General features: G+C 71.4%; 9 protein-coding genes. 2 read left to right on the top strand and 7 right to left on the bottom strand.

Features of this window, described 5'->3' with window-relative positions; genetic code table 11:
* Nucleotides 1–2: 2 nt before the first annotated feature.
* The 6 genes from OP18_RS12180 to OP18_RS12205 form a co-directional block, all read right to left on the bottom strand.
* Nucleotides 3–434, bottom strand: a complete 432-nt coding sequence (locus OP18_RS12180; protein ID WP_052386580.1) for a GtrA family protein — start codon at nucleotides 432–434, stop codon at nucleotides 3–5.
* Nucleotides 431–1,954, bottom strand: coding sequence for a glycosyltransferase family 39 protein (locus OP18_RS12185; RefSeq protein WP_052386581.1), 1,524 nt, complete (start codon nucleotides 1,952–1,954; stop codon nucleotides 431–433). Before OP18_RS12185 ends, OP18_RS12180 begins: the two co-directional genes overlap by 4 nt.
* A complete protein-coding gene (locus tag OP18_RS55005) occupies nucleotides 1,951–4,050 on the bottom strand; it encodes a glycosyltransferase family 2 protein (RefSeq protein WP_156089458.1) in 2,100 nt (699 codons plus the stop codon). The genes OP18_RS12185 and OP18_RS55005 overlap by 4 nt, the downstream gene beginning before the upstream one ends.
* A 20-nt stretch (nucleotides 4,051–4,070) precedes the next feature.
* Complete coding sequence (locus OP18_RS52335; protein WP_162189781.1) at nucleotides 4,071–7,952, bottom strand: PA14 domain-containing protein; 3,882 nt, start codon at nucleotides 7,950–7,952, stop codon at nucleotides 4,071–4,073.
* Between the two features lie 154 nt (nucleotides 7,953–8,106).
* Nucleotides 8,107–9,390 (bottom strand): cytochrome P450, encoded by a 1,284-nt coding sequence (locus OP18_RS12200; RefSeq protein WP_033358874.1) that lies wholly within the window; start codon nucleotides 9,388–9,390, stop codon nucleotides 8,107–8,109.
* Nucleotides 9,391–9,682: 292 nt separating this feature from the next.
* Nucleotides 9,683–11,173, bottom strand: coding sequence for an MFS transporter (locus OP18_RS12205; RefSeq protein WP_245635351.1), 1,491 nt, complete (start codon nucleotides 11,171–11,173; stop codon nucleotides 9,683–9,685).
* A 230-nt stretch (nucleotides 11,174–11,403) separates the two neighbouring features.
* Between OP18_RS12205 and OP18_RS12210 the strand changes: the two genes are divergently transcribed.
* On the top strand, nucleotides 11,404–13,158 hold the full coding sequence (locus OP18_RS12210) for a galactose-binding domain-containing protein (RefSeq protein WP_033358875.1): 1,755 nt from the start codon (nucleotides 11,404–11,406) through the stop codon (nucleotides 13,156–13,158).
* Nucleotides 13,159–13,235: 77 nt separating this feature from the next.
* Here OP18_RS12210 and OP18_RS12215 read toward each other — a convergent pair whose 3' ends face one another.
* Nucleotides 13,236–15,446: a choice-of-anchor J domain-containing protein gene (locus tag OP18_RS12215; protein WP_052386584.1), complete on the bottom strand. Its 2,211-nt coding sequence runs from the start codon at nucleotides 15,444–15,446 to the stop codon at nucleotides 13,236–13,238.
* Between the two features lie 220 nt (nucleotides 15,447–15,666).
* Here OP18_RS12215 and OP18_RS12220 point away from each other — a divergent pair, with 220 nt between their 5' ends.
* Nucleotides 15,667–16,872 (top strand): PQQ-binding-like beta-propeller repeat protein, encoded by a 1,206-nt coding sequence (locus OP18_RS12220; protein ID WP_156089459.1) that lies wholly within the window; start codon nucleotides 15,667–15,669, stop codon nucleotides 16,870–16,872.
* The last annotated feature ends 3 nt before the right edge of the window (nucleotides 16,873–16,875 follow it).

Here is a 16,875-nt window from a genome sequence, read left to right on the forward strand (position 1 = left end):
CGTCAGACCGACGGAACAGGAGCCTCCGGGCGGTAGATGAACCGGTCGGTGATGCCGAACCGCAGGCCGAACGCCAGGACCAGGGTCACCAGGTTCGCCACCAGTTCGTCGACACCCGCCCACGAGACCAGCACGGCCAGCAGCGGCAGCCGGACCGCGAGGTCGAGGTTGTTGAGCATGACGAACCTGGTGAACCGGCCCGCCCAGTGCCGGCCGCGGCGGCTGCGGAACACGACCAGGTCGACCAGGACGAAGTTCCAGCAGATGGCGACCTCGGTCGCGGCGACGGCGGCCGGCAGGTAGTGCAGGTGCCAGTGGTCGACGAGCAGCCACATGACGGCGAGGTTGGGCAGGACGCCGGAGGCGCCGACGGCGCCGAACCCCGCCAGCCGCATGACCCCACGGAAGCCGGCCGGCCGCAGCAACGCCTTCACGCGTGCACCCTCCGGACGATGATCTCGCCGAAGCGGGCCACCTCGGTGGAGGAGACCACGCCCTGGCGCAGGGTGGGCAGGTCGGCGAGGGTGCTGACCGCCTGGTCGGCCATGACGATGTAGTCGATGCTGGCCGCGCCCGCCGGCAGGACGTCGCGCATGACCGCCGGGTCCGTGTCGACCTTCCACAGCCAGACGGGGTTGGTGAACCCGGCCAGCTTCAGGTCCATCCAGATGTAGTCGTCGGTGACGACGACCGCGTCGCGGCCGATGTTGTCGATGACCCAGCGGGTCGCCGCGCGGGAGTTCGCGCTGCCGTCGACGGTCGCCTGGTCGCGCAGGGTGGTGACCCAGCCGGGCAGGACGAGCAGCGCCGCCAGTACGGACGCGACCGCGAGCGACGGCAGGCGCACCCTGGAGGACAGCCGCGCCCACAGCCAGTCGCCGCTGCCGGCGATGAGCAGCGCGGCGAAGGGCAGCAGGGCGATGACGTAGGCGAACGGCAGGTACCCGCCGCGGCACATCATGGCGACCTGGATGAGCAGCGCCAGCCCGATGGGGCGCAGGTGGCGCACGGCCAGGGCCGCCGGGATGAGCGCGGCGCCGCCCAGCAGCAGCCACGGGTCGAGGTCGGTCCAGGAGCGGGCGAGGCTGAACGTACCGGACGACGGGTCGAGGAGGCTGCCGCTGCCGGAGCGGCCGAACACCTGCCACCACAGCGCCCAGCCCAGGCTGACGTGCCCCTCGCCGGGCAGCAGCTCGTTCTTCAGCAGCGCGAAGACCGGGTACGAGGCGACGAGCACGCCGAACGCGACGAAGAACACGCCGAGGTTCCAGACCCTGGTGCGCCGGTCGGTGTGCTGGACGAGGAGCCAGACCAGCGCCGGCAGCAGGATGACGATGGTCTCCTTGCACAGCGCGGCGGAGGCGAACCAGATCGCGCTCCACAGCGCGGCGCCGACGCTGCGCCGCGGTGAGGCGGCCGCGGCGAGGGCGGCGAGGATGAACATGGTGGCGAGGTTGTCCAGGAACACCATGCGGTGGAAGAACACCGCGAGCGGGCTGACGGCGAAGAGGAACACCGCGACGCCGGACCAGGCCCGGTTGAGCCGCAGCCGCCGGGCGAGCAGGAACAGCAGGGCGCAGCTGACCAGCGCCGCGATGAGCATGACCTCCCGGCCGACCATGACGGCGCTGGGTGCCCGGTCGAAGCCGTCGGTGAGGCCTGCGTAGCCGGCGATGATCGCCCAGCCGAGGAACGGGTGGTCGTACCAGTAGGTGTAGTGGGACAGGCCGCCGTGGTCGAGCATCGCCCAGGCCTGGTTGACGTAGGTGCCCTCGTCGTCGTTGATCCGGCCGGGCCAGCCGTGCAGGTTCCAGCCGTTGACGAGCCCGGCGAGCAGCAGCAGCGGGGTGAGCACCGCCAGGCTCTTGCGGTGCACGGCCCAGCGGGAGGGTTTCGGCGGGTCGGCGACGGGTGCGCGGACCGGGCTGCGTTCGATCTCCAGTACCGCGGTCATGCGGGCGTACCCTCCAGGGCGAGCGGACGGTGGTGGCCGCCGTGGGCGGTCTTGTGCCAGGTGGTATTGCCGTCGACGTGCTGCCACACGGCCCAGAACGCGGCGCCCATGAGCACCCACTGGTAGACCGGGGCGCCGGCGAGCAGGAACGCGTAGTGCCGCCACAGGACCTTCTGCCGGTACGCCCTGGCGAACTCGCGCAACCCGACGACCTGGGTGGCGAGGGTGATGAGGATCGGCACGAACGGCGCGTACATCAGCATCGCGACGAACACGGGCACCTTCAGCCAGAAGATCGTGGCGATCGACAGCGGCAGCAGCAGGGCGGAGAACGCCTGCAGGAACGGGGTGGCGAGGATGTAGCCGGCGAGGACCCGCTGGCGCAGCGTGGGCAGCGTCGCCCAGCGGCCCTCGAGCAGGATGCTGAGGAAGCCCTGGTTCCAGCGGACCCGCTGCCAGAACAGCGATCCGGAGCGGCGGCTGCCGATGGTCTGCGGCACCTCCTCGCGGGTGGCGAGCTCCGGTTCGTACGCGGCGACGACGCGGGCGCCGTACCGGGTGCACAGCAGCACCCCGAGCGCGCAGTCCTCGGTCAGGTTGTCGGGCCAGCCGCCGGCCTGCTCCAGCAGCTGCCGGCGGATGAACACGGTGTTGCCGCCCAGCGGCACGAACCCGGTCCGCACCTGGTAGAACATGCGGCTGGTGAACCAGAAGAAGTACTCCATCACGTTGTGGACCTTGAACCAGTCGCGGACGCGGCTGCCGAGCGTCATCAGCTGCACGCCGCCCTGCACGACGTCGGCGTCGGTGCGGCCGAACAGGGTGTTGACCCGGGTCAGCAGCTGCGGCGCGACGTCGTCCTCGGCGTCCACGACCCCGATGACGGTGCCGGTCGCGACCTCGAGCGCGGCGTTGAGCTGCCGCGGCTTGTTGGACTTGGCATAGGCGCGCACGACGGTGCGGACCCGGCCGTGCGGGTCGTAGTTCGCCTGGACCCGCTGGACCTCGGCGATGGTGGCGTCGTCGCCGTCGCACAGCGACACGAGGATCTCGTAGTCGTCGTGGTCCTGCTGCAGCAGGTGCCGCAGGGTGCCGGCGATGACGAACTCCTCGTTGAGGGCCGGCACGATGATGCTGAAGCGTTCCCGGATCTCGTCGGGCACGGCCGCGGGCCAGCGCATCTGTTCGACGGCCTCGGGGGTGCGCCAGCCGTACAGCCGCCAGCGGACCTCCAGGGCGCCGACGACGGTGTTGTACAGGGCGACCGCGGTGACGAGCAGGGCGAGGACGGCGGCGCCGGACAGCGGCGACACGGTGAGCGCGGCGGTGACCGCGGCGAGGGTGCCCAGTAGCGCGGCCCACCGCACCGCCGGGGCGCCGAGCCAGGTCGCGAGGCGCAGCCACGGCAGCTGCCGCAGGTACAGCAGGCCCTGGCGCAGGTCGCCCTTGCTGGCGCCGGCGAGCCGCTGACCGAAGTCCAGGGGCAGCTCGGTGCGGCGCAGCCGCGGGTACCGGGCGAGGATCTCCAGCAGGATCTTGAACCCGCGGGAGCGCAGCCGGTCGGGGTCGACCGTGTCGAGCCGGACCCCGAAGTAGCCGGTCATCGGGTCGGTGACGCCGCGCAGCGCGACCGGGAACGCGACCCGGGCGAGGATCGTGGAGCCGGTCGACACGATGCGGCGCAACGGCCCGTCGAGCCCGCCGCTGCTGCCGCCTTCCCGGTACCGGCTGGCCATGACCAGGTCGTGCTGGTCGAGCGCGGCGAGCATCGCCGGGGCGAGCTCCGGCGGGTGCTGCAGGTCGGCGTCCATGACGAGGACCTTCGCGGCGCGGGCGCGCCGGAACCCGTCGACGACGGCGCCGGCGAGGCCGCCGGTGCGCTGGCCGCCGCTGCGGTGGAACACGCGGACGCGCAGGTCGTCACGTTCGAGGCGGGCCGCGGCGACGGCGATCGCGTCGACGGTGTGCTCGTTGTCGCTGTCGTCGACGAACAGCAGCTCGACGCCGGTCAGTACCGCGGACAACCGCTCGATCAAGGGACCGACGTTGTCCTCCTCGTGGCGGCAGGGGATGACGATCGTGGCCGTGGGGGTCACGTGCTTCTCCTTCAGCGATCTCACAACCGGATGACCGAACAGCGCGCCAGTGCGCCGCCGCCGCTGTCGAAGTACTCGACGGTGAAGGTGTGCTCGCCTTCAGCCAGGGCGGTTTCGTACGTGTACGTGGTCGGCGGGTGGTCGGACCATCCGTCGATCACCACGGCTCCGTCGATCGAGACGCGGATGCCGTCGTCACTGGTGGCGGTGATGCGGTACGTGCCGCCGGGCAGGTGGTCGGTCCTGGTCCAGCGGGCGGAGAACCCGTCGGCGGGCACGCCGTCGGCCGGGGCCTGCAGGCCCCAGTCGTGGTCGACGGCGAGGTCCTGCCGGGTCAGCACGGGAATTCCGGTGGCGGTCGGATCGGCGTAGAAGGAGGCCGTCCACGGGGTCGGTGGCGGCGGGTCGGCGGTCTTGTCGTAGCTGAGCCGGGCGATCGCGCCGGCGGCCCGCTCGTAGTACTCCACGACGATGACGTGGGCGCCCTCGGCGAGGTTGCGCTGCACGACGAACGTCGACGGCGGCTGGTCGCGCCACTCGTCGAGGACGAGCACCCCGTCGACCCAGAGCCGGGCGCCGTCGTCGGCGAGGAGCTTGAACGTGTAGACGCCGGCGGCGAGGGTGTCGGTGCGGGTCCAGCGGGCCGAGAACCCGTCGGCGGGCACGCCGGGGCCGGGTGCGCCGAGGCCCCAGTCGAAGTCGACGGCGGTGTCCTGGCGCAGTATCGCGGGCGGGCCGGCGAGGTCGGTGCCGCGGTAGTAGGCGCCGTCCCAGCCGGGTGGGGAGGTGAGGTCGCCGACGCGGCGGTACCCGAACTGCAGCCGGGCGCCGGCGGCGTTCTCGTAGTACTCGACGCGGATCGTGTGCGGGCCGCCGGACAGCAGCCGGTCGGCGGTGAACTCCTCGTTCTGCTCCTGCCACTTCGCCAGGACCAGCTGGTCGTCGACGTAGACGCGGACCCCGTCGTCGGCGGCGCCGCTGAACCGGTACAGGCCCGACGGCAGCACGTCGGTGCGGGTGTAGACGGCGACGAAGTGGTCCACGCCGATGCCGTCGCCGGGGCCGCCGTCGCCGTACCGGTGGTCGATGGCGGGTTCGGCGCGCACGAGGTCCGGGACGCGGGCCGGGATCGACGGCTGGGAGCCGGCGCCGGGCGTGTTCCAGTAGGTGGCGGTGTACGCCGGTGCCGGCGGCAGGTCGCCGGCGCGGTCCCAGGTGAGCCGGGCGAGGGCGCCGGCGGCGTTCTCGTAGTACTCCATGACGATCGTGTGCGCGCCGCCGCCCAGGGCCAGCCGGGCGGTGTACGTGGTGACGCCCTGGTCGCCCCAGTGGTCGATGACCAGCTGGCCGTCGACCCAGAGCCGGACCCCGTCGTCGGAGGTGGTGGTGAAGTCGTAGTAGCCGGCGGTCAGGGTCAGCGGCCGGGTGTACCGGGCGACGAAGTGGTCGGCGTCGATCACGGGGTCCGGGGAGCCGAGGACCCAGTCGTGGTCGACGGCCGGCTCGTCGCGGGTCAGCTGCGGGCGGGTCGCCGGGATCGTCGGTGCGGTGCCGGCGCCGGGGGTGTTCCAGTACTCGGCGGTGAACGTGTCACGGGGCTGGTCCGGGGTCGTCTCCCAGGTCAGCTTGGCGCTGGCGTCCACGACGTTGTCGTAGAACTCCAGGCGGACCTTGTGGGCTCCGGCGGCGAGGTCGGCGACGTGGTCGTACGCGGTCGGGCCCTGGTCGTGCCACTGGTCGATGACGAGCTCGTCGTCGAGGTACAGGCGGGCGCCGTCGTCGGAGGCGACGGTGAAGCGGTACCGGCCGGCGGCGAAGAACTGCGTCTTGGACCAGCGGGCGGAGAAGTGGTCGGCGTCGACGCCGGGGCCGGGCGGCTGCACCGACCAGATGAAGTCGACCTTCGGGTCCTGCCGGGTGAGGGCGGGCGGGCCGGCCAGGTCCGGGTTGTTGAAGTACTCGCCGAGGAACGGCGCCGACGGGGCGTAGGTCGCGGTCCACGTCGCGGTCGAGTCCATGGCAGTGGCCGGGGTGGTGATGAAGTGGCGGATGGCGCCGCCGTCGGACCAGCCGGTGAAGTGGTAGACGGTGCCGTCGGCGGCGACCGCGGTCGGCGGCGCGGCGATCTCGCGCTGGAAGCCGACGACGCCGTGGACGGTGTCCGGGGACGGGACCGGCACGCCGTCGAGGGTCAGGCCGAGGCCGGGCGGGCTGGTGGTGAACGTCATCAGCGACGTGCGCGGGTAGATGAACACCGACTTCGAGCTGGTCAGGCCGTTGCGGTCGGTGACGTGCACGGCGATCTCGAACCAGGTGTCGGCGGACGCCTCGCCGGTGACCGGGATGGTGAACGTGCCGACCCGGCCGGTCAGCGGTCCGAGGAACGGATGGACGTGCGTGTTGTGGTGCAGGAAGATCTCGGTCTTGATGTCGCCGTCGCTGACGTCGTAGCCGGCGGCGTCGGTGCCGAACGCGTTGTAGGTGACGGTGTCGCCGGAGTCGTACCGGGCGCCGTCGGCGGGTGCGGCGACCCGGACGGCCGGTGGGGTGCCGACCTGCACGACGATCGGCCTGGACGTGACCGTGTGCTGCCCGTCGGAGACGCGCAGGGTCACCGGGTAGACGCCGACCGACGGGTAGGTCTTCGCCGGGTTCGGGGCGGTGCTGGTGGTGCCGTCGCCGAGGTCCCAGACGTAGGTGAGGTCGTCGCCGTCCGGGTCGGCGGTACCGGCGCTGCTGAAGTGCACGGTGAGCGGCTGCTGCCCGCCGGTCGAGTCCGAGGACGCCCGCACCGTGGGGGCGTTGCCGGCGAGGCTGTAGGAGATCCGGTACAGCTGGCCCGGGAAGTAGGTGATGTAGTACAGCGAGCCGTCGGGGGCGACCTTCAGGTCCACGACGCTGCCGGCGTCCGGGTCGAAGTCCACGACCTGGGTGATCTGGCCGGCGTCGTCGAGCAGTGCCCGCTTGATGAAGCCGCGGGAGTAGTCGCCGAAGAACATGCTGCCCTGGTACTCGGCGGGGAACTGGCCGCCGTGGTAGACGGGCCCGGCGGTGACCGCGCCGCTGCCGCCGTCGTGGTTGTACGCGTGCAGCGGCTCGCGGTAGCCGGCGCAGGTGGTGGTGCAGCGGCCCTCGTTGACCGGCCAGCCGTAGTTGCCGCCCTTGACGATGAGGTTGAGCTCTTCCCACGTGTAGTCACCGACGTCGCCGCCGTAGAGGCGGCCGGTGGCGCTGTCGAACTGGAACCGCCATGGGTTGCGGAATCCGTATGCCCAGATCGCGCCGAGTTTTCCGGGCTGCCCGGCGAACGGGTTGTCGGGCGGAATGGTGCCGTCCGGGTTGATGCGCAGAATTTTGCCGTGCGGGTTGCTCAGATCCTGCGCGTTCGGTGGATAGCCGTTGTCGCCGACGGCGAAGTAGAGCTTTCCGTCGGGGCCGAACCTGATGCTTCCACCGACGTGCAGCAACTGCGACGGCGATTGTGTCTGAAATATGGTGTACGGGCCGTCGGTGCCGATGTCGCCGGACGCGTCGAAACGCACCAGGTGATTCAGCAGGTCGTGCCCGGTGTAATAGAAGTAGACGTAGTGGTTCGCCACACCGAACGCCGGGTCGAACGCGACACCGATGAGCCCGCGGTCGCCGGAGGCCTCCGATGGCAGGTCAGCGAAGGGTTCCGGGAGCAGCCGGCCGTCCTTGAAGATCTTGATCTTGCCGCTGCGCTCGAGGATGAATATGCGCCCGTCCGGGGCGATCTCGAATCCGGAAGGGCCGTCCAGACCTGCGCCGAGGACCAGTTGCGTGGCGAATCCCGCAGGGGTCGCGGCGACCGCCGGCGACACCGGTCCGACCAGCGACGCCACCAGTGTCAGCACGGCGGCAAAAGCCAGGTACCTGCGCAACGTCCCACCCCACACTCGTCCCTCGGTGTGCATCCTCGGGTCGCCATGTGATGCGGGAATAGCAATTTCGCTTCGGCATTGTTTCGGCCTCGGCGGTCATTTCACGGACGAACGGCGGTGCGAATTCCGTGTTCTGCGGGAAACACGATCGAGGTCAGACGGTGACCGGTGCCGCGACCGGTAGCGACGCGTAACCGCGCAGTACCCGGGTGCGCCGCCGCCGTGGGGTGCCGTCGATGACCAGGCCGGGATGCCGGTCGAACAGCGCCTTCAGGCCGATCTCGCCCTCCAGGCGGGCCAGGGCCGCGCCGAGGCAGTAGTGCACGCCGCCGGAGAACGACAGGTGGTCGCGGGCGTTGGGCCGGGTCACGTCGAAGCGCCCCGGGTCGTCGAAGACCGCCGGGTCCCGATTGGCGCCGCCGAGCATCGGCACGACCACGTGCCCCGGCTGCAGGCGCACCCCGGCGATCTCGACCGGCCGCTGGCAGACCCTGGCCGTGTTCTGCACCGGCGAGTCGTACCGCAGCATCTCCTCCACCGCGCCCCGCCACCGGCCCGGGTCGTCCCGCAGCTTGCCGAGCTCGTCGGGGTGCGTCATGAGCAGCGCGGCGCCGGTGCCGAGCAGGTTCACCGTCGTCTCGAACCCGGCGGCGAGCAGCAGCCCCGCGGTCGCCAGGAGCTCGTCGTCGGTGAGCTGCTCGCCCTCCAGGTGCACCAGCTGGCTGAGCAGGTCGTCGCCGGGCCGCGCGCGCAACCGCTCGAAGTGCCCCCGCATCCAGGCGTTGCTGCGCCGGATGCCGATCTCGGTGCGCCGGTACTGCCGGAACGTCAGCCCCAGGTCCAGCGTCGGCGCCGCCATCGTCCCCCAGTCCAGGAACTGCCGCCGCATCGCCATCGGCACGCCGAGGATGTCGGCGATGACTGTGACCGGCAGCAGCGCCGCGTACCGCTCCACCAGGTCGAACCGCGGCCCGAGGTCGCTGAGCAGCTCCTGCGCCGTCTGCTCGATCTTCGGTCGCAGCCCCTCGATCGCCCGGGCGGTGAAGACCTTCGCCACCAGCCGCCGGTACCGGGTGTGGTCCGGCGGGTCGGTGACGAGCATCGACGGCGGGTCGACCGGCCCGATCGGCGTGGTGCGCCGGCCCAGCCGCCACAGCAGCGCCACCGGCGCCGGCAGCCGGCGGTCGCTGAACCCGACGCCGAAGGCGTCGCTGCGCAGCACCGCCGACGCCACGTCGTGCCGGGCCGTCGCCCACATCAGGCTGCCCCGCACGAGCGGGCCCTGCTCCCGGATCCGGTCGTAGAACGGGTACGGGTCGGCCCGCACCTCAGGATCGACGAAGTACCGCGCCTGGATGTCGCCCTTACGGGCGGCCGCGCTGATCCCGAGCCGCGCGAACCCGTGCTTGGTAGCCCACCGCACCACCGTCCCACTCATGGTACTAGACAGTACCGTGCTGAACTCGCTGCGCGGGTTCCCACCCGCGGCCCCCATGCTCGCTGCGCTCGCACCGCCATGCGCTGCCGCGCGGCAGCTTCCCGCGCATGCGCGCGCTATCCCGGTGGTCGCCCCTCCGCAGCCGGAGTCCATCAACCCGGTGAATCCCTGCCGCCAGGGCAACAGCAACGCACCGGGTTGCAGCGATCCACCGCGGGATGCGCGGCGACCTCGGAGGCCGTGGCCGGGAACGGGGCACGGCCTCCGAGGTCGGTGGCGGAGGCTGAGGGGGTCAGCCGGTGGCGCGGGGGCGGGTGGTGACGGCGGACAGCGGGCTGGCGACGTCCTCCAGGGACTTGCCCTCGGCGTCGACGCCGAGGACGGCCTCGACCACGCCGCCGATGATCATCACGGCGGCGCCGATGAGGTAGCCGATGAAGAGCTTGCCGGGGTCCTCGCCCTCGCCGATCAGCCAGCCGTAGAAGATCGGGCCGATCGCGCCGAAGCACTGGGCGATGGCGAAGAACACCGCGATCGCCTGGGCCCGGACCTCGAGCGGGAAGATCTCGCTGACGGTCAGGTACGCCGAGCTGGCGCCGGCCGAGGCGAAGAAGAAGATGACGCACCACGCGAGGGTCTGCGTGAACGCGTTGAGCATGCCCGCGTCGAACATCCAGGCCGAGATCGCCAGGAGCACGCCGGACAGGATGTACGTGCCGGAGATCATCTTGCGCCGGCCGACGGTGTCGAAGAGGTGGCCGAGCAGCAGGGGGCCGGCCAGGTTGCCGAGGGCGAACGCGATCAGGTAGATCGGGGTCTTCTCGGCGTCGACGTCGTAGAACTTCGACAGCACCAGCGTGTACGTGAAGAAGATCGCGTTGTACAGGAACGACTGCGTGATCATCAGGGTCGCCGACAGGGCGGAGCGGGACGGGTACCGCTGGAACAGCACCTTGATCAGTGACAGGTACCCGTGGGACGCGGACGGGCGGACCTCGATCGCGGCGTTCTCGTCGACCGGGGCGAGGGTCTGCCCGGACCGCTCGACGTCGCGCTCGATCGACGCGATGCTCTCCTCGGCCTCCTGCTCGCGGCCGTGCATGATGAGCCAGCGGGGGCTCTCCGGCAGGTGCCGGCGCAGGTTCCAGATGGCCAGACCGATGATCGGGCCGATGAGGAAGCCCAGCCGCCAGCTGATGTTCAGCGAGATGTGGTTGAGCAGGATGTACGTGCCCAGGGTGCCGATGATGGCGCCGCCCCAGTAGGTGCCGTTGACGCCGATGTCGACGCGGCCGCGGTACCTCGCCGGCATCATCTCGTCGATCGCCGAGTTGATCGCCGCGTACTCCCCGCCGATGCCGGCGCCGGCGATGAATCTCGTCAGGTAGAGGAAGATCAGGCTCAGCGTGCTGTTACCCCAGGTCAGCGCCGTCAGGGCGTTGCCGGCGAGGTAGACGCCGAGGGTGACCACGAACAGGTTCTTGCGGCCCAGGGCGTCGGAGAGCCGGCCGAAGAACAGGGCGCCGAAGACCTCGCCCAGCAGGTACACGGTGGCGATCGCGCCGACCTGCGTGCTGCTGAGGCCGAGCGTCTCCTGCTTGTTGAGCACCGCACCGACGGCGCTCGCGATGGTGATCTCCAGGCCGTCGAGGACCCAGGCGGTGCCCAGCGCCAACACCATTCTGGTGTGGAACGGGGCCCAGGTCAGCCGGTCGATCCGGGCGGGGATGAGGCTGCGGATGATGCCGCCGGTCGGCGCCGGGGCGGACTGCGTGTCGGACAAGGTGCACCTCCCAGGATTCCCTCCTCGCCCCGTGCCCTCATCGGTGAGCCTCAAAACGCGACTCTTGACGCGCCAGCGTGAATCGACCACCCTGAGTGTCGAGAGAGCGCTCTCTCTGCCTGTTGTGACCGTCGCCCGCCAGCACCGGCCACCCGCCCTCCCGGTGCATCGACGTGGTGCGGCGGCGGTCCGCCATGCCCTGTCGGACCCCCGCCATCCAGGGAGAACCCATGTCAGGAACCCGGGGCCGGCGCATCGCCGGCCTCCTCGTCGCCGCGCTCGTCGCCGGCTACGCCGCGTTCACCGTCACCGCCGCCAGCGCCGCCAGCTCCCTGCTGTCGCAGGGCCGCCCCACCACCGCGTCGTCGACGGAGAACGCCGCGTCCGGCGCCGCCCTCGCCACCGACGGCAACACCGGCACCCGCTGGTCCAGCGCGTTCAGCGACCCCCAGTGGATCCAGGTCGACCTCGGCCAGACCGCCGCCGTCGACCAGGTGGTGCTCAACTGGGAGGCCGCCTACGCCCGCGCGTTCACCATCCAGCTGTCCACCGACGGCAGCACCTGGACCACCGTGTACTCCACCACGACCGGCGCCGGTGGCGTGCAGACCCTCGCCGTGTCCGGCAGCGGCCGGTACGTGCGGATGAACGGCACCGCCCGCGGCACCGCGTACGGCTACTCGCTGTGGGAGTTCCAGGTGTACGGCACGACCGGCGGGACCGGCTGTGGCACCGCGAACGCCGCACAGGGCCGCCCGGCCACCGCGTCGTCGACGGAGAACGCCGCCTCCCCCGCGTCCGCCGCCTTCGACGGCAACACCGGCACCCGCTGGTCCAGCGCGTTCAGCGACCCGCAGTGGGTGCAGGTCGACCTGGGCGCGACCGTCACCGTCTGCCAGGTCGTGCTGACCTGGGAGGCCGCGTACGCCCGGTCGTTCTCGATCCAGGTCTCCGGCAACGGCAGCACCTGGACGTCGATCTACAACACCACCGCCGGCACCGGCGGCGTGCAGACCCTCACCGTGTCCGGCAGCGGCCGGTACGTGCGGATGTACGGCACCGCCCGGGCCACCGCCTACGGCTACTCGCTGTGGGAGTTCGCGGTGCGCACCACCGGCGGGCCCGCCTCGCCGCCCACGTCGCAGCCGCCGACGTCGCAGCCCCCGTCGTCGTTCTGGGGCGACACGTCCACCATCCCGAACCCCACCAACGTCGTCATGGTGAAGGTGCTCAACCGCACCAACGGGCAGTACCCCGACAGCCAGGTCTACTGGAGCTTCAACGGCCAGACGCACAGCATCGCCGAGCAGCCGTACCTGGACATGCCCGCGAACTCCGCCGGCCGCATGTACTTCTACCTCGGCAGCCCGAACAGCCAGTACTACGACTTCATCGAGTTCACCGTCGGGGCGTCGGTGTTCAACGGCAACACCACCCGCGTCGACGCGTTCGGCCTGAAGCTGGCGATGCGGCTGCACGCCCGCGACGGCTACGACGTGCAGGTCGGTGAGGACCAGGCGACGTTCGCGGAGAGCCGGGCGGCGACGTTCCAGCGGTTCATCGACGAGGTGCCGGCGCAGTTCGACGTGCTCGCCCAGGCGCAGGCGCCGTACCGGATCATCGCGCCGGGCAGCGACCCGTCGTTCCGGGCCGGCGGGGCCAACGCGAACTACTTCACTGCGTACGCCGCGCAGTACGGCATCAACGCCGCGACGTCGGACGTGTTCGGCTGCGCCGGGGTCCTGGCGAACGACCCGGCCAACTGCGCCGCGCTCAACCGGCACGTGCGGCAGCTGCCGCAGTCGCAGTGGTCGACGCCGAGCCTGTACTACCAGGCCGCGCCGGCGAACTACTACGCGAAGTTCTGGCACGACCACGCCATCGACAAGCTGTCGTACGGCTTCCCCTACGACGACTACGCCAACCAGTCGTCGTTCGTCTCGCACGGCAGCCCGCAGTGGCTGCTGGTCGCCGTGGGCTGGTAGCACCACCGGAGACCTGGTGGCACCGGAAAACAGAACGGGCACCCCTGCGAACAGGGGTGCCCGTCACCGTTGGAGCGTCAGGCGCTGCCGCCCGGCTGGACGACGCCGTTCACCGTGAGGGTGTACGGCGCGTACTGCTGGACCTGCTCCGTCGGCTCGTCGTACGCGACGACCGCGACGACCTTCGGGAACAGCGACAGCAGCGCCAGCTGGATCCAGTTCAGCGAGATGGTGTTCTTCCCGGTGAACTCGAACTGCCAGGCGAGGTTGTGCGCCTCGTCGATGCCGACGAGCTTGACGTGCCAGTTGTTGACCTCGACCGGGTTGATCTCCGTCGGCGAGTCGAACGGGGCCAGGCTGGACCCGTCGCTCAGCGTGGTGCCGCCGAGGGTGATGTCGTCGATGAGCAGGCCGCCCTCGTTGACACCGCCGTCGCTGACGTAGCGGAAGCCCAGCAGGATCGACTTGCCCGCGTACGCGGACAGGTCGAAGCTGTGCGCCTCGAAGCCGGCCGTCGTGCCGTTCAGGCCGGGCCCGAGCGGCGCGTCGACGGTCTTGTCACCGGGGATCGCGGTGTAGGTCGTGCCACCGTCGGTGGAGACCACGACGTAGCCGTAGTCGTACCCGAGCTCGGCGCCGTACTTCGCCTGGAAGGTCAGCGTCGCGTTGGAGGCGGGGACCGTCACCGGGAGGACCGCGGTGGCGTCGGTGTTGTTCGCGTTGCCCGAGAACAGCACGGAGTTGCCCGGCCGGTCGGGGTCGTTGTTCACCAGCGTCCAGGCCAGCGGCAGCGCCGGCAGCTGGGCGGCGCCCGTGAACTTCAAGGACCGCAGGTCCCTGCCCTTGATGGCCGTGCCGTTCTTCTGCAGCAGCACGTAGTCGGCGCCGTTCGGGGCCGCTCCGGGCACGCTGTAGCTCTGCGTGTTCGCGAGGTTCACCGAGGAGCGGACGCTCTTCGACGTGACCTTCTTCTTGTCCGCGCCGAGCATGACGCTGTACCGCGAGTCGTCGAGGAGCTTGTCCAGCAGCACCGACGACTGGTAGTCGTGCAGCACCGTGTACACGTCCTTGGCGCCCTCGGCCTTCACCGCGGCGTCGAGGCTCACGAGCCCCTGCAGGTCGCCGTCGCGGTGCAGCCGCTCGATGATGTCCTGACCGTAGTGGTCGTAGAGGTAGAGCATCAGCTGGTACGCGTTGCCGTAGTCGGCGAGCACACCGGCACCGTTGCCGCCCTCGCCCCAGAGGTTGAGCGAGTTCTGGGAGCCACCGCAGTCACGCGGGTTGGGGTTGTAGGGGGTCTGCACCGGGCCGTAACCCTGGAAGCAGTACAGGTGGCTGTCGCCGCCCTTGTCGTAGACCGTCTTCGTGCCGTCGACGTACCCGGTGAGCGTCTGGGCGAAGTCGGACAGACCCTCGTTCATCCAGGTGCTCTCGTTCGGGTCCACGTAGGACAGCAGCAGGTGCTGCCACTCGTGCGCGAACGTGCCCTCGTAGAGGGTCGGGCGCGCCGGGCGGCTGGTGCACACGTCGCTGCTCGGCGCGTCGACGGGGTTGGCACCGGTGCGGTGCTCCCAGTCGAACGCGTCGATCGTCATGACGTTACGGTCGAACAGCTCGTTGAACTGCGAGGAGAAGAAGCCTGCGATGTAGGTCGTCGCGGCCGGGAACGTGTAGTAGTTGTCGTCCCGGACGTTGTCGACCAGCGTCACCGTCTTCTCGCCGCCGCCGGTGTACACGCCGCCGTTGCCGTTGGCGTCCGGGCCGAGCAGCGCGTTGCTGCCGTCCCGGTTCGGCGGCGTGCTGAAGGCCGCGGTCTCCTTCGGGTACATGTTGGTGTCGAACTCGTGGATGAAGTTCGCCACCTGAGCGTCGGTGACCGTGGTCGTGTTCGGCACCGCGTTGCGGCAGTCGCCCGCCGGGAACGAGGTGTCGACCGCGACCCAGACCTCGATGTGCTCACCGACGCCCCGCAGGACGTAGTCCTTGCGGTACAGCCGGCCTTGGTAGTCGTCCGAACCCAGCCACTGACGGACCGTGCCGACGGCCGGGGTCTCCCCCGCGGCCAGCGCTCGTCGCTGCGCCGGCTTGGCCATCTTCGACGTGTCGACCAGCTTGCCGTCCAACGTGAAGTTCGTGCGGGTCATGTGCCGCGTGTCGGACGTCTTGCTCGCACTGGACGCCGCAGGCGCCTGGACCGGGGCCGCCGACGCCGGGGAACCCGGCAGGGCGACGAGCACCGGCGCGGCGAGGACGACGACCGCGGTCGTGACCAGGCGTTTTCGCACCATGAAGCCTCCTCAAGTCGGCCTGCCGCACCGGGCGGGGTGACCGCGACCGGAACCGGGCAGACCGAACCCGTGATGATATTGACAACGCACACTATCGCCGGGGAATCCATCGGCAACGCTCGCATCGAAGTGCGAGGGTGTCGACGAGGGACCACCGCGCGATTCAGTGCGATCAATGTACTGATTCGCCCGTCCGCGGGCGCGGCATACCGTGGACCGGGTGATCGACCTGGACACCGCGCCGGCGCCGGCGCCGCACCGGCCACCCCGCCGGCGGGCGCCGTGGTGGGCGGTGCCGCTGGTCCTGGCCGCGGTCGTGCCCGCCACCGCGCCGCCGCCCGCGCCGATGGCCCCGGTGACCGGGCTGCCGCCGGGCACGATGCGCCTGGCCGGCGCCGGCGACGCGTTCTACGTGCTGCGCGGCAACGGCACCCTCGCCTGGAACGTGACCGCGTACGACTGGACCGGCGCCGAACGCTGGCGCCGCCCGTTGCCCGGCCCGGACCCCGACCTCATGATCGCCCCCGGCGGCGGCGCGGTCCTCGTCGTGCGCCAGCCGTGCGACCGGCAGCACCCGCCGTCCGTGGACCGGCTCGACCCGGCCACCGGCCGGACGCTGTGGACGGCGCCCGGCGCGGTGCACGCCGTCACCGCCGCCGGCGACCTGCTGCTGGCCGAGGGCCCGGGCTGCGGCGCCCGCCGGCGGGTGACGGCCCTGACCCTGGCCAACGCCGCGGACGGCGCCGCACGGTGGACGGTCCGGTTCCCGGACGGCCGGACCGTCGCCGCCGGGCCGGACTGGTTCGTCGCGACCGGCGGCGACGGCCGGTTCGACACGTACGCCCTCACCGGCGGCGCACGGCTCGGCGGCGGCACGGTGCCCGCGACGTCCGTGGTCCTCGCCGCCGGCGGCAGCGTGATCGCGGCGGACCGGCCCGACCCCGCCCGGCCGGGCCGGCTCACCGGGCAGCCGGCCGCGGCACCCGCCCCGGCGTGGAGCGTCCCGTTCGACGGCGCCGCGGCCGCCTGCGGCCCGTGGCTGTGCGTCACCAGCGGCGCCGTGACCACGGCCCTGGACCCCGCGACCGGCCGGCCCCGGTGGACGGCTCCCGCGCTGCGCGACCCCGTCACCGGCCCGTCGTACGCCGTCGCCGCCGGGGTGCGCATCGTGCGGTGGCGCGACGGGTCGCCGGCGGCCCTGCCGGGCTGGCGGCTGCTGCCGCCCGCCGAGGGCTCGGCCGGGCCCGTGCTCCAGCGCGGCACCGCGATCGGCGTCGTCGACCTGACCCTCGGCCGCCTCGACGTCCTCGGCACCCTGCCCGGCCCGCAGGCCCGCTGCCTGGCCGGCGGCCACCGGACCGGCCCCGGCCTGCGACTGGTCTGCCTCGACGCCGCCGGCGGGACCCGGCTCTGGCGGCGGCCCTGACCG

The organism is Dactylosporangium aurantiacum, assembly GCF_000716715.1.
GTDB lineage: Bacteria > Actinomycetota > Actinomycetes > Mycobacteriales > Micromonosporaceae > Dactylosporangium > Dactylosporangium aurantiacum.